Source organism: Brevibacillus fluminis (assembly GCF_052072235.1).
In the GTDB taxonomy this organism is placed as follows: Bacteria; Bacillota; Bacilli; order Brevibacillales; family Brevibacillaceae; genus Brevibacillus_D; species Brevibacillus_D fluminis_A.
Window position 1 is genome coordinate 2565316 of the sequence record NZ_CM125436.1, and the last position, 16010, is coordinate 2581325.

Annotated in this window: 23 protein-coding genes; 17 read left to right on the forward strand and 6 right to left on the reverse strand. The window is 53.2% G+C overall.

Annotated elements, in window-relative coordinates; all coding sequences use genetic code 11:
• Positions 1 to 15: 15 nt before the first annotated feature.
• Positions 16 to 807 carry an aminoglycoside adenylyltransferase domain-containing protein gene (locus ACTID9_RS12655; RefSeq protein WP_441071638.1) on the forward strand — a complete coding sequence of 264 codons (792 nt, stop codon included), beginning with the start codon at positions 16 to 18 and terminating at the stop codon, positions 805 to 807.
• A 48-nt stretch (positions 808 to 855) separates the two neighbouring features.
• On the opposite strand, the gene ACTID9_RS12660 is transcribed toward ACTID9_RS12655, so the two are convergent.
• The gene (locus tag ACTID9_RS12660; RefSeq protein ID WP_441071640.1) at positions 856 to 1890 is read right to left on the reverse strand and encodes a hypothetical protein; all 1035 of its coding nucleotides are present in this window, start codon (positions 1888 to 1890) and stop codon (positions 856 to 858) included.
• A 163-nt stretch (positions 1891 to 2053) separates the two neighbouring features.
• On the opposite strand from ACTID9_RS12660, the gene mntR reads away from it, so the two are divergent.
• A complete protein-coding gene (gene mntR, locus ACTID9_RS12665) occupies positions 2054 to 2488 on the forward strand; it encodes a transcriptional regulator MntR (protein WP_441071642.1) in 435 nt (144 codons plus the stop codon).
• A 188-nt stretch (positions 2489 to 2676) separates the two neighbouring features.
• Positions 2677 to 3591 carry a patatin-like phospholipase family protein gene (locus ACTID9_RS12670; RefSeq protein WP_441071644.1) on the forward strand — a complete coding sequence of 305 codons (915 nt, stop codon included), beginning with the start codon at positions 2677 to 2679 and terminating at the stop codon, positions 3589 to 3591.
• Positions 3592 to 3716: 125 nt separating this feature from the next.
• Here the strand turns inward: ACTID9_RS12670 and ACTID9_RS12675 are convergent, their stop codons facing one another.
• Together ACTID9_RS12675 and ACTID9_RS12680 are read right to left on the reverse strand one after the other, a co-directional pair.
• A complete protein-coding gene (locus ACTID9_RS12675) occupies positions 3717 to 4052 on the reverse strand; it encodes a hypothetical protein (RefSeq protein WP_441071646.1) in 336 nt (111 codons plus the stop codon).
• A gap of 28 nt (positions 4053 to 4080) precedes the next feature.
• Positions 4081 to 5019, reverse strand: coding sequence for a DUF1385 domain-containing protein (locus ACTID9_RS12680; protein ID WP_441072571.1), 939 nt, complete (start codon positions 5017 to 5019; stop codon positions 4081 to 4083).
• A gap of 162 nt (positions 5020 to 5181) precedes the next feature.
• Here ACTID9_RS12680 and ACTID9_RS12685 point away from each other — a divergent pair, with 162 nt between their 5' ends.
• The 4 genes from ACTID9_RS12685 to efp all read left to right on the forward strand — a co-directional run bounded on the left by ACTID9_RS12685 (position 5182) and on the right by efp (position 7820).
• Positions 5182 to 5616, forward strand: a complete 435-nt coding sequence (locus tag ACTID9_RS12685) for a YqhR family membrane protein (protein ID WP_441071648.1) — start codon at positions 5182 to 5184, stop codon at positions 5614 to 5616.
• A 69-nt stretch (positions 5617 to 5685) separates the two neighbouring features.
• Positions 5686 to 6135, forward strand: coding sequence for a type II 3-dehydroquinate dehydratase (gene aroQ, locus ACTID9_RS12690; RefSeq protein ID WP_354092230.1), 450 nt, complete (start codon positions 5686 to 5688; stop codon positions 6133 to 6135).
• Between the two features lie 14 nt (positions 6136 to 6149).
• A complete protein-coding gene (locus ACTID9_RS12695) occupies positions 6150 to 7223 on the forward strand; it encodes a M24 family metallopeptidase (protein ID WP_441071650.1) in 1074 nt (357 codons plus the stop codon).
• Between the two features lie 39 nt (positions 7224 to 7262).
• Entirely contained in the window at positions 7263 to 7820 is a 558-nt protein-coding gene (efp, locus tag ACTID9_RS12700; protein WP_441071653.1) for an elongation factor P, read from the forward strand.
• 43 nt (positions 7821 to 7863) lie between these two features.
• On the opposite strand, the gene ACTID9_RS12705 is transcribed toward efp, so the two are convergent.
• Genes ACTID9_RS12705 through ACTID9_RS12715 form a run of 3 tightly spaced genes read right to left on the reverse strand, consistent with a single transcriptional unit; the run spans position 7864 to position 9892 of the window.
• Positions 7864 to 8325, reverse strand: coding sequence for a DUF441 domain-containing protein (locus ACTID9_RS12705; protein WP_441071655.1), 462 nt, complete (start codon positions 8323 to 8325; stop codon positions 7864 to 7866).
• 35 nt (positions 8326 to 8360) lie between these two features.
• Positions 8361 to 9077, reverse strand: a complete 717-nt coding sequence (locus ACTID9_RS12710) for a 2-phosphosulfolactate phosphatase (protein ID WP_441071657.1) — start codon at positions 9075 to 9077, stop codon at positions 8361 to 8363.
• 5 nt (positions 9078 to 9082) lie between these two features.
• Positions 9083 to 9892 (reverse strand): phosphosulfolactate synthase, encoded by an 810-nt coding sequence (locus ACTID9_RS12715; RefSeq protein ID WP_441071659.1) that lies wholly within the window; start codon positions 9890 to 9892, stop codon positions 9083 to 9085.
• Between the two features lie 149 nt (positions 9893 to 10041).
• On the opposite strand from ACTID9_RS12715, the gene ACTID9_RS12720 reads away from it, so the two are divergent.
• The 10 genes from ACTID9_RS12720 to spoIIIAG all read left to right on the forward strand — a co-directional run bounded on the left by ACTID9_RS12720 (position 10042) and on the right by spoIIIAG (position 16001).
• Complete coding sequence (locus ACTID9_RS12720) at positions 10042 to 10305, forward strand: YqhV family protein (RefSeq protein WP_441071661.1); 264 nt, start codon at positions 10042 to 10044, stop codon at positions 10303 to 10305.
• A 90-nt stretch (positions 10306 to 10395) separates the two neighbouring features.
• A complete protein-coding gene (locus tag ACTID9_RS12725) occupies positions 10396 to 10737 on the forward strand; it encodes an oxidoreductase (protein ID WP_441071663.1) in 342 nt (113 codons plus the stop codon).
• A 64-nt stretch (positions 10738 to 10801) separates the two neighbouring features.
• Complete coding sequence (locus ACTID9_RS12730; protein WP_441071665.1) at positions 10802 to 11167, forward strand: CD1247 N-terminal domain-containing protein; 366 nt, start codon at positions 10802 to 10804, stop codon at positions 11165 to 11167.
• Positions 11168 to 11347: 180 nt separating this feature from the next.
• The gene (gene spoIIIAA / locus ACTID9_RS12735) at positions 11348 to 12310 is read left to right on the forward strand and encodes a stage III sporulation protein AA (protein ID WP_441071667.1); all 963 of its coding nucleotides are present in this window, start codon (positions 11348 to 11350) and stop codon (positions 12308 to 12310) included.
• Positions 12298 to 12819, forward strand: coding sequence for a stage III sporulation protein SpoIIIAB (spoIIIAB, locus tag ACTID9_RS12740; protein WP_441071669.1), 522 nt, complete (start codon positions 12298 to 12300; stop codon positions 12817 to 12819). The genes spoIIIAA and spoIIIAB overlap by 13 nt, the downstream gene beginning before the upstream one ends.
• 15 nt (positions 12820 to 12834) lie before the next feature.
• Positions 12835 to 13038 carry a stage III sporulation protein AC gene (spoIIIAC, locus tag ACTID9_RS12745; protein ID WP_122920832.1) on the forward strand — a complete coding sequence of 68 codons (204 nt, stop codon included), beginning with the start codon at positions 12835 to 12837 and terminating at the stop codon, positions 13036 to 13038.
• An 18-nt stretch (positions 13039 to 13056) separates the two neighbouring features.
• Positions 13057 to 13446, forward strand: coding sequence for a stage III sporulation protein AD (gene spoIIIAD / locus ACTID9_RS12750; protein ID WP_122920831.1), 390 nt, complete (start codon positions 13057 to 13059; stop codon positions 13444 to 13446).
• A gap of 21 nt (positions 13447 to 13467) precedes the next feature.
• Positions 13468 to 14661: a stage III sporulation protein AE gene (spoIIIAE, locus tag ACTID9_RS12755; protein ID WP_441071673.1), complete on the forward strand. Its 1194-nt coding sequence runs from the start codon at positions 13468 to 13470 to the stop codon at positions 14659 to 14661.
• A 10-nt stretch (positions 14662 to 14671) separates the two neighbouring features.
• On the forward strand, positions 14672 to 15340 hold the full coding sequence (gene spoIIIAF, locus ACTID9_RS12760; RefSeq protein WP_441071675.1) for a stage III sporulation protein AF: 669 nt from the start codon (positions 14672 to 14674) through the stop codon (positions 15338 to 15340).
• A 52-nt stretch (positions 15341 to 15392) separates the two neighbouring features.
• Positions 15393 to 16001, forward strand: a complete 609-nt coding sequence (spoIIIAG, locus tag ACTID9_RS12765) for a stage III sporulation protein AG (RefSeq protein ID WP_441071677.1) — start codon at positions 15393 to 15395, stop codon at positions 15999 to 16001.
• Positions 16002 to 16010: the final 9 nt, after the last annotated feature.

Genomic DNA, 16010 nt, shown 5'->3' on the forward strand with positions numbered 1-16010 from the left:
CATGACGAGGTAGCGATGAAAAACGAATTGCCGAAATCCATTTCCCATGTTGTGCAGACATACGCGGAACAGCTGCGGGAGCTTTTGCCCCAAAAGCTCGTGGGCGTCTATTTATATGGCTCCATTTCACTGGGCGGGTATGAGGAAGGGAAGAGTGACATTGATTTTGTGGCGATCCTGACGATGGAGCTTGCAACGGCGGAGTGTCTTGCGATCGGAGAGCTTCATCGCAAGTTGACAGATGAACTGCCGCTGGCTGCGAAGCTTGACGGCGTTTATGTGACGGAAGCGGATGTGGGGAAAACAAATGCGGAGCTGCGGCCGTACCCGTACTGTGCGGAAGGGGTGTTCCATGCTTCAGGCCATTGGGATCTCAATCATGTGACATGGTGGCTGCTTCATCATCACGGGCTGACCATCGCAGGGAAAGACCGCGCGGCGCTTGCGATCGGGGGTAGCTGGGGTGATGTCATGGCGACGATGCAGGACAACTTGACACGGTATTGGGCGCACAAATCAAGCCAGCTGCAGCTGTTTCTCGAGGACGAATGGGTGGAATTCGCTGTGCTGACGATGTGCCGCATTTACGATACAATCACCCGTCAGCGTATCGTCACCAAAACGAAGGCGGCGGAGGAAGCTTTGGCGGCACTTCCGCAGCGCTGGCATCCGTTGATCAAAGAGGCGCTGAGGCTGCGCCATTCGTATGAAGGAAGCCAGGCGCCCATGAATCGGATGGAGCGTGCCATGGAAACATGTGCGTTTATCCGTGAGTTGATCCCGATCTGCCAGTCACGGCTTGTATAACCTTCCAAAAAGAAAACATGCAAAACGCCCGACGACCAAGCGGAGTGGTCATGGGCGTTTTACGAATTTTTGTTGAATGAGCCGGACCAGGACGGTGAATCCGATCAGTCGCAGCACGAACTCGATGTACACCGAAAAATGCGGGACGATGCTGCCGCCAAAGGCGATCAGGACCACCAGTCCCAAAAAGAGCAGCTGGAACGGTAACGGACGCAGTTCAGAAGACTCCAGAAGCGGTTCGCAAACCGAACGGATCAGCATGGAAGCCACCAGACTCACTTGCCAAAGCGCCACAAGCAGGTACGGGTACAACAGCAAGGGGGAACGGTTGGTCAAAATTTCGAGCAGCGGATTTTCCAAGGAATGCGCGTCATGCCAATGAGCCAAAATAGCAAAGTGCCCGATCAGGCTGATGGTGAGAATGATCATCCCCCCGAACGCTGCCCCCAAATAAACGACCGGGGTGCTGACGCTTGTATCCTCGGTCGCATGGTTGGGAAGGAAAGCCGAGAAGAGGAGCAGCGCATGCAGGCAAACAAAGAACATCGCATGCCAAAGCCAGGAAATATTCAATTGATAGCTGAGCGGGGGAAGCGGTACATAGTGCTGTAAGGAAAAGACGAGACCGAGCAAAAGAACGCTCGCGGCAAGCGCAATGATTGAACCGGCAAACACGGTAGCCCCTTTTGAGCGAAGGAAAACGAACGATAGTGCGGCACAGACCACAATTCCTGCCTGCATCGGAAGAGACAGGGTACCTTGCGCAGCCTTTGCGTATTCCTGCATGAGCGATCCAACGTAGAGGAGGAGCAAGAGCGCCAGCGTGGACGAAAGCGCCGGTGCCGCTCGTTCGCCAAACAGATGGAACAAAAACTGTCGATGGGATTGCAAGCCTGTATCGCGAATGAGCAGGACTATTTTTGCTGTCAACCAGACGAATCCGAGGGTGACAAGCACGATGCCGATCGTCCCCCACGATCCGAAATAGGAAAAAAATCGCAGCCACTCTCCGCCGAACAGGTAGGTTCCCCCTAGTGCAGAGGCAGCAGAAATGACGGCGATCTGCCAAGCCGTTCGGTTCATTTGGCATCATCCTTCACAAGAGCTAGTACCAATCTATGTGGCAGCGATCGCTTTTCAGAACCGATGCGAGAAAGAAAAATTTGGAGTTTTCCTTGCATCTTTTTCTTTTTTCACGGTATTATGGATTTGTCTGCATTTTGAAGGCTGAAACGAGGGATTTAATGTGCCAACTCCAAGCATGGAAGATTATTTAGAGAAAATATACAGTTTAATTGAAGAAAAAGGCTATGCTCGTGTTTCAGACATTGCGGAAGCCTTGGCCGTACACCCCTCATCGGTTACTAAAATGGTCCAAAAACTGGACAAAGATAAATATTCGGTTTATGAGAAATATCGTGGACTTGTCTTAACGCCAAAAGGGAAAAAGATCGGGAAGCGTCTGGTTCATCGCCATACGCTCTTGGAAGAATTTTTGCGCCTGATCGGCGTTGATGAAGAGCACATCTATAAAGATGTTGAAGGAATCGAGCACCATCTCAGCTGGGAATCGATCACCTGCATTGAATATTTGATGGCGTATTTCGATCAGGACCCGCAGCGATCGGTTGAGCTGCTGCGCATTAAACAAGAAGATGAGCAAAAAGAAGAGGAAGCGTAAAAGCAGGACGGATTTCCCCTCACGCTGCTGTTGCAAGACGCATTCATGGAAACATGGTGCGTGCACTTGATACGGCGGTCGGAGGGGATTTTGCTTTTCGCGGAAACGATGGCTGCGAACGACATGGTTTTTGTTCTAAAACAAAATGTCCTCCTTCTATATATGTAGGAAAGGGAGGGGGCGCCGTCATGAAAGCCGATGGTGTTTTTGAAGGGGGAGGCGTCAAGGCGCTTGGGTTTCTCGGCGCGATCGCGGAGATGGAAGCAAGGGGATACAGTTGGGAAAAGCTTGCCGGCACCTCTGCGGGTTCCATAGTGGCCGCATTGCTTGCCGCCGGATACCGAAGTGAAGAAATGGTGCCGATTTTCTTCAAGCTGAATTACCTGATGCTCGTCGCTCGAAGGGGATTGGCCAAAATTCCGTTGGTTGGGGCTGGTCTTCAGCTGCTATTGACAAAAGGGATGCATCCAAGCAGCCGGATCGAAGCGTTCATCGGACAGCTGCTCAAGCTAAAAGGCATGCAAACGTTTGGCGATTTGCCGCGCGACAAGCTGCGAATTATCGCTTCGGACGTCACTTCCGGCAAGATGCTAATATTTCCCGACGATATCGCCCAGTTTGGCATCGAACCCCAGAAGCTGCCGATTGCCAAAGCCGTGCAGATGAGCTGCAGCATCCCGTATTATTTCGAGCCGGTGAAGCTGGCTGCAGAAGGCGTGACCCACTATATCGTAGACGGCGGTCTGCTCAGCAATTACCCGATCTGGTTGTTCGACGTGCCGGGTACGCCGCGCTGGCCCACGTTCGGCTTCCGCTTTGGCGATGAGCAGTCACTCGCTGATCCGCAGCCGATCAGGGGGTTGATCAGCTATACGAAAGCGGTGGTGACCACCATGCTCGATGCGCAAGACCAGGTGTACGTAAAAAAGCCGGACGCGGTACGGACGATTTTCATCCCCACCTTCAAGATCAAGGCCACCCAGTTCCAGATTAGCCAGGAACAGAAGGAACTGCTGTACGAGTCGGGAAAGGCCGCGACGAAAGCGTTTTTTCTGACATGGGATTTCGAAGAGTATTGCAAACAGTATCGCAACCATCAGTAAAAGAGCTACCCCGATCGTCGAGGTAGCTCTTTTTTTATACAGATAAGAATTTATAAAATTCTTATCCAGTATAAGTGCAACCGCGGCCCCGCCAAAAAGCTTGGCGTAGCCAGGTTTTCTAACGTTTATTGAGGAAAGTTGCCATCCTTTACTTTCTCTTTGTTTTTCGCCTTGCCTTTTTGTCCTTCAATCACTTGGAAAGGATATTGTTTTCTAGGGGTGTGCGAATGCCGTTTTGCTGTTTTCGATGCTGCTTTTTCAGCCGGTTTTTTGGGCGTACGTGCGTTCGGCAGAAAACGGCCTGTCTTGAGATACTGATTCACAAAGAACAGGACGATCGCGGCCAACCCGATGACGAGAAGCGTGTTGATCGGGTTTGTATACAGCCTGAAAGCAAATCCAAACGCTGCAAGCAACAGCAGCACTACCATAAGAGAATATGGGAGAAAACGCTTCGGCATGGGCTTCACCTCAATGTGTAATATCGATTTAACCAGTCGTGGCTACATTTCCTGAAGCAACTTGCTGGTCACGTTCACGCATCGCGTCAAAGGCGGCGATGGCCACCTCGACCTGGCTGTCATCCGGCTCGCGGGTTGTGATTTTTTGCAGCCACAGCCCCGGGTAACCAAGGAAACGCAAAACCGGGATGTCTCTCACCTTGTTGGTCAGCTGCAGCACCTCATAGGAAAGGCCGATTACTGCCGGCAAAAGGATGATCCGCTGAATCACGCGTTCCCATAGTGTTGTGTAGTCGAATAGCGAGTAAACGACCACCCCGACCAGCACCGTAAAGATAAGAAAGCTGCTTCCGCAACGATAGTGCAGGGCGGAAAATTTTTGTACGTTTTTTACTGTCAATTCTACCCCGGCTTCAAACGCGTTAATCACTTTATGCTCAGCACCGTGATATTGAAACAGCCGTTTGATCAAAGGAGCTTGCGCGATGGCGAGGATATAGCCAAGCAGCAGAACGATCTTGATGCCGCCTTCCACGAGGTTTTGATAAAATCCGGAAGGCACCCACTTGCCGAACAAAAAGTCGGCGATGATCGCGGGCAAGACCGTAAAGGCCAGTTTGCCAAATAGAAACGACAGGACGCCGACGACCGCTACGCCAAGAATCAGAGTCAGCTTGGAAGGGCCTTTATTCTCCTGGGGTTCATCCGATTCCATGCTGTAGCGCTCGGAGGCAAAGTTCATATGCTTTGCACCGTTTGCGCTGGCTTCAATCAATCCGACGATGCCGCGAATAAACGGGATTTTTTTCAGAGGGGTTAGCCACGCTTTCGATGTGCGAGGTGCTTCAAAATACTCAATCTCCTGGTTCTTTTTACGGACAGCCGTGACCGTAATGCTTTTCCCGCCGAACATGACACCTTCGATGACGGCTTGGCCTCCGTAGCTGGGGACGTTTTGTTGGGACAAGAACATTCACCTTCCTTCTCTTCCTATTGTAGCGCAAATTTGCGCCGCCTGCTACCGACAGATGCCAGTGAACCCAGAAAGGCGGTTTTGTGGTTTTGAAAGGGAAAAGGAGGAACATACTACTAACGTAACAGCCCCTGATTCGTTACGGAGGTGGATGATTTGAGACAGCATGTGGAAACAAAACCGATTGGGTGGCTAAAAATGGCGGAGATTGCCTTCTGGGGCGCCGTCATCTGGGGATTCGCCCGCATGGTCGCCAACTATTTTTCCTTCACGCCATATGGTGTACGCGCTTTTTCCCGCGTGATTGTCGGCATGGGGTCCGAAAATTCGTTGCCAGGCATACTGGTCGGCTTTATCGTCTTGGTCGTGTTTTCTCTGGTTGCCACGCTGTTGTATGCGGTGGTGTTTTCCCGCGTGCATTTGTGGTGGGGCGGAATCCTGTACGGACTTCTCTGGTTCATTTTGTTCGGTTTTTTCTTTCATCTGGCGCATTGGACCGTCAACACGCTCAGCACGGAGCTGACATGGTTTTTATCGCTGGGCATGTTCATCGGGATGAGCGTATCAGCAGAAAAACTGGATATGGAATGAAGCCTGTTCAATGGTTTCCTGGCTATGGTAAAATAAACCCCAATAAAAACTTTTTATTGGAGGGGCATTATGGCATCCGTTCTGCTGATTAACGGGCCCAACTTGAACATGCTGGGCAAGCGTGAGCCGCATATATACGGCAGCGAGACACTATCCGACATTGTGGGGCACGCGGAAAAGGTGATGGCTGAGTTGGGGGGGACGCTTACACATGTCCAGTCCAATCATGAAGGCGTTATCATTGACGCGATTCATTCCGCTTGGGGCGTCCATGACGGAATCATCATCAATCCGGGGGCGTTCACACATTATAGTTATGCAATCCGCGATGCGATCGCTACGGTGCAGCTCCCGACGATTGAGGTACATATTTCAAACGTTCATGCCAGAGAAGAATTTCGCCATCATTCCGTTATTTCCGCTGTAACGGTTGGCCAAATCGTCGGTCTGGGAAGCGACGGATACGAGTGGGCGCTGCGCGCGATGGTCCGCCGTTTAGAAAAAAATAAAAAGAAATAAGGGAGAGGGCACGAATGACACAGCGTCTTGAACAATTGCGTGAATCGTTTTCCAAGCATCACATCGATGGTTTCCTCACCGATCATACAGCAAACCGCCGCTATCTCAGCGGATTTACCGGATCGACCGGAACCGTGCTCGTTTCGGGCAAAGCAGCCAAATTCATCACCGATTTCCGCTACATCGATCAAGCGACAGAGCAGGCTGCAGGCTTTGAGATCGTCAACAACGATCGTTCGATGATCAAGGCGATTGCCGCGCAAGTCAAGGAGCTTGGCATCAAGCGGCTGGGCTTTGAAAAGCAACACGTTTCGTACGGGACGTTTGATGACTGGTCCAAGGCGCTGGAAGGCGTCGAGCTTGTACCGACAGCAGGGATTGTCGAAGAAATGCGCATGATCAAAACCGAGCAGGAAGTGTCCATGATCCGCACCGCTGCGTGCATTGCAGATGATGCTTACGCGCACATCGCCACGTTCATCAAGCCGGGCATCAGCGAGCTGCAGGTTGCGATGGAGCTGGAGTTCTACATGCGCAAGCAGGGTGCCACCTCCTCGTCGTTTGACATCATCGTCGCATCCGGCGTGCGCGGCGCCCTGCCGCATGGCGTCGCGAGTTCCAAAGTGATCGAGAAGGGCGATATGGTCACGCTCGATTTCGGCGCGCTGTACAAAGGCTATGTGTCCGACATTACACGCACGCTTGCCGTTGGCGAGCCGAGCGATAAAATGAAGGAAATCTATGAGATCGTCCTGCGCGCACAGCTCAACGGCGTGCAGAACATTCGCGCCGGCATGACCGGAAAAGAAGCGGATGCGTTGACGCGCGATATTATCGAAGCGGCTGGATACGGTGAAGCGTACGGACACTCGACCGGCCATGGCATTGGCCTTGAGGTACATGAGCAGCCTTCGCTGTCGAAAGTAAGCGACATGGTGCTGAAGCCAGGCATGATGGTGACGGTGGAACCGGGCATCTATGTGTCCGATCTGGGCGGCGTCCGCATCGAGGATGATGTGCTGATTACGGAGACTGGTTGTGAAATCATCACCAAGTCCACGAAAGAGTTGCTCATTTTACCAGTGTAATTTATAATACTTGTGTTATAGATTGTTAGGGGGCCTACGATGATTTCTGTAAACGATTTTCGCACCGGTTTGACAATTGAAGTGGAAGGCAACATTTTCCAAGTTCTGGAATTTCAGCATGTAAAACCTGGTAAGGGCGCAGCGTTCGTGCGTTCCAAACTGCGCAACATGCGTAACGGCAACGTGACGGAAATGACTTTCCGCGGCGGCGAAAAAGTTAGCCCGGCGCGTATTGAGAACGATAAGATGCAATACCTGTATGGCAGCGGCGACGAATATACGTTCATGAACACGGAAACGTATGAGCAAATCACGTTTACCCGCAAGCAAATCGAGCGTGAATTGCAGTTCCTGAAAGAAAACATGAACGTGCAAATCATGTCCTACAATGGCGAAGTGATCGGGATTCAATTGCCAAACAGCGTTGAGTTGAAAGTTGTTGAATGTGAGCCAGGCATTAAAGGCGATACAGCAACAGGCGCAACCAAAAAAGCGACATTGGAAACCGGCTTCGTTGTCAACGTTCCGCTCTTCGTGGAAATCGACGACGTCCTGATCATCGATACCCGTACAGAAGCTTACGTTTCTCGCGCATAATTCAACATGGCAGCAAAAAAACCCTGGCGATCAGCCGGGGTTTTTACTTGAACAAATAAAACAGCTTAAACAGAAAAGCGGTAATTCCAGCTGCCATCAGTGGCCCCACCGGTATGCCCCGAAAAAAAACAATCCCGATGATCGAGCCGATCACCAAACCGACGATGAGGTGCGGCTCGCTCCGCAGCATATCCAGCCCTTTGCCATTCATATAGGTGGCGAGCGCCCCTCCTGCCAATGCAAGAATCCCGACAACCGTCGTGAACAGCGGCGTGATGTCTTTCCAGCTGATCTTTTCCGAGGCGAATGGAACCAGTACGGCCACCGTCAGAAACAACAGACCCAGCTCAAGTCCGCGCCGTTCCATGGTTGGAAAGAATCGTTCCAATGAGGTGAGCTTCATCACAAGCAGGATGCTGGCGGCCGTGGCGATAATGGGTGAACGCCCGATCAGTCCCACGATTATTAAGATCACGAGCATGATTTCACCCGACAACCACTGCATGTGCATCAAACCCCTGTCCCGTTTTTCTATCATTTTTATGAGACAAGGTACGGAAGTATGCGCCCCTCCTTGACAATGGGTACCAATTGATAGTGGTCGACCTGTGCGCAGAAGTCGATGTCATTGGCAAAGTTGTGCTGCACCAGCCGTTTGCCGGTCGTGGTGGTTCGCAGACACTGCGCGAGCGCGGGGGCAGTCTGCAAATAGGCGAGGTGCATCAATTCGGCGAGATCGTTCGTGTGCAGCGCCGGGGTGATGCGTTTGGCCAAATGCGCCATCAATCCTGCGGCCAGCCCGTCTTCTAGCGCGAATTCCTGGCGAGTGCCGGCACAAAACAGCGTGATGTCTTGATGGAAGGATAGTGCGTGGCGGATGCAAGCCGTTGCATTGAGGAAGCATCCGATCAACAGCGGCTGTGCCCGTTCCGCTTTCTGGATGGCCCTCGTGCCGTTCGTGGTGGTCAGAATGACATCGGCGTCTTTTTTCTCCGCTTGGCAAAGGGCGGTAGGGGAGTTGTTATAATCGAAGTCCGCGATTTTTTTGCAATGGCGTTCGCCGACCAAGATCGTCCGGCTGCCTTTCAGCAAATTCGCCTGACCGATCGTCTCGACAGGGATCACAGAAGGGAAACCGTTCGCCAACGCCGTGACGATTGTCGTGGACGCCCGCAAGACATCGATGACAATCACCGTTCGATTGTTGATCTGGTCGCTGCGGATTTCTTCTACGGTGCTGACCACCTCAAGCTTCATGGAATTCATCTCCTCCCAGTCAATACGCAGACCGTCGTATCACCGCGCAGTCCACGGCGCAGAGCCTCCAGCGACAGAATTTCAGCAGGGGCGATGTTTCCCAGATTCACATCCAGACCGAGTTCTTGCAGCATGGCGACTTGCTGATGTTTTTGCGGCGCTTCCCAAATGAGCCGCTTCGCTTGTTCTCCCGCAAGTCCGGTCACTTGGTGCAAAAAATCCGTGTCCATTTCGCCCGATTCGGAAAAAACGCCGACATTGCCGCTTTCGCGCGCTTCGACGATCACGTAGGAAGCGCCTGCATACAGATCGGCTTCCAATGTCTCCAGCAGTTGATTGATGTCGGCTTTGTAATCGCTCGTTTTTTTACCGAATTCGGAATATACGGTGAAGCCTGCCTCCGCGGCAAATGAGATGGCGCGGTGGCGCTGGTCTTTGGTGAGCGGAAGGGTACCGTCCGATATTTCCAGCGCGTTGAAGCCGATCGCTTTCATGCGGGCCAGGTAGCTTTCCAGCGGCGCCTGCGCGCAGCATATTTCAAAAAAAGTGCCGCCGGGCATGACGTGGAGCTGGTTTGCTTTCGCCAGCTCCACTTTTTGCTGAAGCTGTTCAAACGGATACAGCACCGAGGTGCCAAAGCCGATTTTATACACATCCATATAGGGACTTGCGGTTTGGATGCAGTCATGCGCAGCCCGGAGCCCTAGTCCTTTGTCAATCACCATCGTAATGCCGGTTGTGCGCGGCTTATCAGCGCGAATCCCCGAGGGGTCAAGCCAGCTGGCTGGCCAGAATGGTGTTTCGTTTCCTTTCATGCGGTCTCCCCATTTCTGCTAGGCATTCGCTTTAGTCTATGCCGAACGAGCCTTGGGAGTGAAGAACGGCAGGGTGGGCCTTTGCCCAACAGCAGAAAGGACTATTACGTGATCCCTGGTCATAGAGTTGTCCTAAAGGAGGGACGCGCATGTGGGAAAAAGCCGTTCTCGGGATGGCGGCACTGCGGATCTTATCGGGATCGATCGAAATCGTGGCAGCCTTGCTCATCTTAAAGGTAAACCAGGTGGAAAAAGCGCTGGTGATCAATTCCGGTTTGGCGATCGTCGGGCCGCTCATCCTGCTTTCGACGACGGCCATCGGCTTGCTTGGCATGGCGGATCGATTGAATCTGTGGAAAATGGTGTGGATTTTTGCAGGAATTACCCTCATCTTCGTCGGCGTGCGAAAATGACGCTTCGACCATGCTTCGGCTTTGCAAATGCTCCTTTCGGAAAAATACGCCCAGCCGCGCGCACTCTCGGTTCCAGAGCTGCAGGGAATCGTGGACAAATTTCGGGAAGCGGGCGAGCGCGCTGCACAAGCCGGATGCGTCACACTGGTTGACGCGTCTTCCGGAGCGGTCGTCCCCTTCCCGATTCGCGATTTTCCCGGCTACCAGGTTCCTTTGGCGGCGCGGATTCGCAAGGAGGCCGGCATCGCGACCGGCGCTGTCGGCAAAATCACCACGCCGGAGCTTGCGGAAGCGGTCGTCAGCCTGGAGCAGGCGGATTTGGTCTTTCTCGGACGGGAGCTGCTGCGCAATCCGTACTGGCCGCTTCATGCGGCGAAAACGCTGCGGGCTGAGCAACCGGTCTTGGTGCAATATGCTCGTGCGTTTACCTGATTTGCGATGATATTCCTTCCTGAAACGGACACACTACGAAAGACAGCATGGAAGGAGGATCACGATGGAGTCGTTGGCAAAACGCATTGCGTATCTTCAAGGCTTGACAGATGGGCTGGAGGTTGGAGAGAACAGCAAGGAGGGGCGCATTATCAGCGAGATGGTTACGCTTCTCGATGAGCTTCACGTCGAGCTGAAAACCTTGCAGCTGCGAATGGAAGAAGCGGAATCCTATGTCGAGGCTGTCGATTGCGATTTGGGCAATCTGGAATGGTTCGTCTACGATGATGAAGACTTGTATGAGGATGTCGATGACGATGATTTTGTCATAGAGGGACGCGACCAAGACTACTATGATCTCGATGATAGCGAGGATTCCTACATATACGCGCAAAATATGCGCCAAGCTCCCGCAATCAACCCGTCTTAACGTTACACAGCACGCCTGGTTTCACCGGAATCGCATCCGGTGCGGCCAGGCGTTTTTTCATTTCCTCCCCCTCTGTTCCCTAGCAAAAGCGGCTGCGTCCCATCTCTTCTTTTTTGGCATAAAACAGAATAGGCCGAGCATAGGATTGTGGTAAGTCAAAGTGGACAAAGGGGTGAATCTATGAAAGAAATCGTAGGGCTCATGCCAGGTCCCATCCGTACACTCTTGTCTTCTCTGCCCCCTGCCGTCCGTGAACACCTGGAAGAGATACGATTGCGACAGCAGCAGCCGCTGGAAATTCGCTTTGGGCAGCAGGCCAGCTATATCACGCCGGCAGGTCAGCTTACAGCCAATTCGCGGCACGGGTTTCTCGTGACAGAAGAGCTGGTCGTGAAGCTGATGAACCAGCTGACCCAGCACTCGCTATATGCATTGGAAGAGGAGCTTAGACGCGGCTACATCACGGTTACGGGCGGGCATCGGGTCGGCATCGCGGGCAAGGTGGTGCTGGATCACGGGGAAGTGAAGGCCATCAAGGAGATCACCAGCTTCAATATTCGGATTGCCCGGGAGAAGAAGGGGATCTCGCAGAAGCTGCTGCCGTTTTTGTTTGAGGGAGGGCAAATCCAGAACACGTTGATCCTCTCGCCGCCGCAATGCGGAAAGACCACGCTCTTGCGTGATTTGGCCCGGGCCTTCAGCTACGGGAGCGAATGGGCATCGAGCCGCAAAGTCGGCATCGTGGACGAGCGTTCGGAGCTGGCCGGTTGCCTGCAAGGGATTCCGCAGCGCGATGTCGGGCCGCGAACCGATGTGCTGGATGCGTGCCCGAAGGCGATCGGCATGATGATGATGATCCGCTCGATGTCTCCGGATGTGCTGGTCGTCGACGAGATCGGCAGGGCGGAAGATGCGGAAGCCATTTGGGAAGCGATTCACGCGGGCGTCGCTGTCGTCTGCTCGGCCCATGGTCATGACGTAGCCGAAGCGGCGCAGCGGCCGACGATCGGCAAGCTGATCACACACCGTGCCTTCTCCCGCTACATCGTGCTCGATCGCTCGAATGGCGCCGGTACGGTCAAAGGCATCTACAACCGGGACCTGGAAAAAATCAGCAAGGAGAAACTGGTATGCTCAAGCTGATTGGAGCCGCTGTCATTCTCTTTTCCTGCTCGATGGTAGGCTGGCAGATGGGGCGCTATTACGCGTTTCGTCCGCTGGATATTCGCACCATGATCATTTCCTTGCAGATGCTCGAGACGGAGATCGTCTATGGCGCCACTCCGCTGCACCGCGCGATGGCCAAGATCGGCGAGCGGATGCGCGCGGGAATCGGCCGCATGTTCCTGACCGCATCCGAGCTGCTCATGCAAGAGGATGAGCCGCAAAGCACGAGTGAATCGTGGCGTCAGGCCATCGAAAAAAACTGGAGCCAGACCGCGATGCGCAAGTCGGAAAAAGACGTTTTGCTGACACTGGGCATGGTCCTTGGCAACTCGGACCGCGACGATCAGCAAAAGCATCTGCGATTGGCCATCACCCACTTGCAGGGGCTGGAAGAGGAGGCGCGCAGCGATAAGGAACGGTATGAAAAAATGTACAAAAGCCTTGGCTTTTTGGGCGGGCTCTTGGTAGTCATCTTGATGCTGTAAGCGAGGTGCGTAAGCGTGGATTTCGACTTGACTCCCGTCTTTCAAATTGCCGGAGTCGGATTTATCGCGGCGATCATCCATACGGTGCTCAAAGCGTCCGGAAAGGAAGAGATTGCCCACTGGGCGACGCTGGTCGGGTTCATCATTGTGCTGTATATGGTCGCTCACTATCTGGGGGATCTGTTCTCTGAGGTCAAACGCGTATTCCTGTTCAATTAGCATAAGGAGGACGCCCGGATGGAAATCGTCCAAATTGTCGGACTGGGGCTTGTTGCAACGGTCCTGTCGCTGGTCATAAAAGAACAGAAGCCCATGTTTGCCTTTCTGCTCGCGGTTGCAAGCGGCGTCATCATCTTTTACTTCCTGATCGACAAGATTTCGGTGGTGATCCGCATTCTGGAACGGTTGGCCGTACAGGCCGATCTCAACATGGTATTCCTTGAAACGATTCTCAAAATCATCGGAATCGCCTATATCGCTGAATTCGGCGCCCAGATGACGCGCGATGCCGGACAAGGGGCGATCGCTTCCAAGATCGAGCTGGCTGGCAAAATTCTCATTCTGGTCATGGCGGTTCCGATCATCCAAATCATCATCGAAACCGTTGTCGGCCTCTTGCCTGCATAACCCGCGAAAGGAGGAATACGTGTGTCTCGTTGGGGGAGGCTTCTCATCTTCCAGTTGCTCTTCTTGCTGTTCTTGCTCTTCTTGCCCAGCAATCTAGCTCTTGCAGCTCCACTCACAGCCAATCCCGTCGAGAACCTCGTTCGCGAGCAGGTAGACCACCTCCAGACAGAGAAAATCGAGCAGTTTTGGCAAAAAACGCTGCAGGAATACCAGGGCTATTTGCCAGACATCAAATCGCCAGGCTTGGTCCAGCTGCTGATGCAGGATGGGCAAATCTCCTTCTCCGGCATCGCCAAAGGGATGCTCAAGTTTGTCTTCCACGAAATTTTGATGAATGGCAAATTGCTCTCCTCGATCATCATCATCACGGTATTCGCGATGATACTGGAGACGATGCAAAATGCCTTCGAGCGCAACACGGTCACCACCGTCGCCTATGCGATCGCTTATTTGGTGCTCATGGTGCTCGCCATCAACAGCTTCCATGTCGCGATCAGCTACGCAAAAGACGCCATCACCGACATGTCCGGCTTCATGCTGGCGATGATCCCGCTTGTGATCGCGCTGCTCGCATCGATGGGAAACATCGCGTCTGCCGCGATGTTCCACCCGCTGATCATCTTCATGGTCAACATCAGCGGCACGATCATCTCGACGGTCATTTTTCCGCTGTTGTTCTTTTCCGCGCTCCTCTCGATCGCCAGCCTGTTCTCCGACAGGTACAAGGTCACACAGCTGGCGACGCTGCTGCGCAACATCGCGATGGGCGCGCTCGGTTCCTTTTTGACCATCTTTCTGGCCGTGATCAGCATCCAGGGAGCAACCTCCGCCATCACGGACGGCGTGACGATCCGTACGGCCAAGTACGTCACCGGCAACTTCATCCCGGTCGTCGGCCGGATGTTCTCGGATGCCGCCGATACCGTCATCAGCGCATCGCTTTTGGTAAAAAATGCGGTTGGACTAGCCGGGGTCATCATCCTCTTGATCATCTGCGCATTCCCCGCCTTGAAAATACTGGTGCTGGCGATCATTTACAACATTTCGTCCGCGGTTTTGCAGCCGCTGGGCAACAGTCCGATCATCACGGCGCTCGGCACGATCGGCAAAAGCTTGCTCTTTGTCTTTGCCGCATTGGCAACCGTCTGTCTGATGTTTTTTCTGGCGATCACGATCATGATTGCGGCAGGCAACATTTCCATGATGATACGGTAGGTGAACAAACGTGGAGTGGCTCTCGCTTTGGTTGAAAAAAATCATTCTGCTCGTTTTGCTCGCCGCCTTCCTGGATTTGATTCTGCCGAATACCAACCTGCAGCGATACGTCAAAATGGTGATGGGCTTGATCATTTTGCTTACGATCATGTCTCCGCTGTTTACCATCTTCAACCTGTCACAAGACCAGCTCGCTCTTAAAATGAGCCGGTATCAGCAGGAGATGACCAACGCGACGGATTCGGACATAAAGGGACTGACAAACCGGATCTTGTCCACGCAGGATGAACAAGCCCATCACTACGTGCAGGAGCAGATGGAAGCCATGATCCGGGAACAAGTGAAAGAAAGCTACGGCGTCGAGCTGGCGCAAGTGACCGTCAACATCGAGAAAAAGGACCAGGCCGCGCGGATCGCAAGCATCGATCTCGTGGTGGCCGAACAAGGCGAGAAGCCCTCGGCCGAACGGTCGACGCCGGTCATCAAGCCGATCGAACCGGTGCGCATCGAGGTCGGAAAAGAGCAGGCGGCTACAGCCGCACAGACGCCGAAAACAGAGGCAGCCGAACCGCAAACCAATCCGCTTTACCTCCAGATTCGCGATACCGTTGCCCAGTCGTGGGCACTGGCACCCAAGCAGGTGGAGGTGACAGGCGAACAAGCCCGCGAGGAAAAGTAACGACTGGGTCCAGCATAGAGGCGAAACAGAAGAAGAAAGGGGGTGGAGCCGGATGTTTGCCAAATGGAAACCGTCGATGCGCTATCTGTTTATTTTGCTGGGCGTCGGTGCTGTATTGATGATTCTCACCGATTTTCTCGGCTCAGATAAAGACAAACCGCTCGGGCTGGGGAGCATGCAGCAGCAAGAAACACTTCCGGCAGCGGGCCAGGATCACGCCGGGAGCGTCGCAGCAGGCAGTTCAGCCAGCAATGACTGGATCAAAGAATACGAGAACAACTACGAGACACAGCTCGCCGAAATTTTGGAAACGGTGATCGGAGTAGGCCAGGTACAGGTCATGGTCAATCTGGATTCGACACCTGAAATCGTCATCGAAAAAAACCGGGATTCCCGCACAACCTCAACCCAAGAAACCGACAAAGAACGTGCGACACGTAACCAAAGCGAGCAAACGCTGCAAGAGCAGGCCCTCGTTGTGAAGGACTCCAAGCAGGAGCAGCCAGTAGTGCTCAAAACATTGAAGCCTAAGGTAAGGGGGGTGCTGGTGGTTGCAAAAGGAGCAGAAAACGTCCAGATCAAGGCCTGGATTCTGGAAGCGGTCCAGAAGGTGCTAGATGTACCCGCATACAAAATTTCAATTTTGCCCAAAAAGGGATAGGGGGTCATG

Excerpts from the sequence above, each read along its gene's own strand:
- ACTID9_RS12655 (WP_441071638.1), top strand. The coding sequence starts at position 16 with ATGAAAAACGAATTGCCGAAATCCATTTCCCATGTTGTGCAGACATAC.
- ACTID9_RS12660 (WP_441071640.1), bottom strand. The coding sequence starts at position 1,890 with ATGAACCGAACGGCTTGGCAGATCGCCGTCATTTCTGCTGCCTCTGCA.
- ACTID9_RS12670 (WP_441071644.1), top strand. The coding sequence starts at position 2,677 with ATGAAAGCCGATGGTGTTTTTGAAGGGGGAGGCGTCAAGGCGCTTGGG.
- ACTID9_RS12675 (WP_441071646.1), bottom strand. The coding sequence starts at position 4,052 with ATGCCGAAGCGTTTTCTCCCATATTCTCTTATGGTAGTGCTGCTGTTG.
- aroQ (WP_354092230.1), top strand. The coding sequence starts at position 5,686 with ATGGCATCCGTTCTGCTGATTAACGGGCCCAACTTGAACATGCTGGGC.
- ACTID9_RS12695 (WP_441071650.1), top strand. The coding sequence starts at position 6,150 with ATGACACAGCGTCTTGAACAATTGCGTGAATCGTTTTCCAAGCATCAC.
- efp (WP_441071653.1), top strand. The coding sequence starts at position 7,263 with ATGATTTCTGTAAACGATTTTCGCACCGGTTTGACAATTGAAGTGGAA.
- ACTID9_RS12705 (WP_441071655.1), bottom strand. The coding sequence starts at position 8,325 with ATGCAGTGGTTGTCGGGTGAAATCATGCTCGTGATCTTAATAATCGTG.
- ACTID9_RS12710 (WP_441071657.1), bottom strand. The coding sequence starts at position 9,077 with ATGAAGCTTGAGGTGGTCAGCACCGTAGAAGAAATCCGCAGCGACCAG.
- ACTID9_RS12715 (WP_441071659.1), bottom strand. The coding sequence starts at position 9,892 with ATGAAAGGAAACGAAACACCATTCTGGCCAGCCAGCTGGCTTGACCCC.
- ACTID9_RS12720 (WP_441071661.1), top strand. The coding sequence starts at position 10,042 with ATGTGGGAAAAAGCCGTTCTCGGGATGGCGGCACTGCGGATCTTATCG.
- ACTID9_RS12730 (WP_441071665.1), top strand. The coding sequence starts at position 10,802 with ATGGAGTCGTTGGCAAAACGCATTGCGTATCTTCAAGGCTTGACAGAT.
- spoIIIAA (WP_441071667.1), top strand. The coding sequence starts at position 11,348 with ATGAAAGAAATCGTAGGGCTCATGCCAGGTCCCATCCGTACACTCTTG.
- spoIIIAB (WP_441071669.1), top strand. The coding sequence starts at position 12,298 with ATGCTCAAGCTGATTGGAGCCGCTGTCATTCTCTTTTCCTGCTCGATG.
- spoIIIAD (WP_122920831.1), top strand. The coding sequence starts at position 13,057 with ATGGAAATCGTCCAAATTGTCGGACTGGGGCTTGTTGCAACGGTCCTG.
- spoIIIAG (WP_441071677.1), top strand. The coding sequence starts at position 15,393 with ATGTTTGCCAAATGGAAACCGTCGATGCGCTATCTGTTTATTTTGCTG.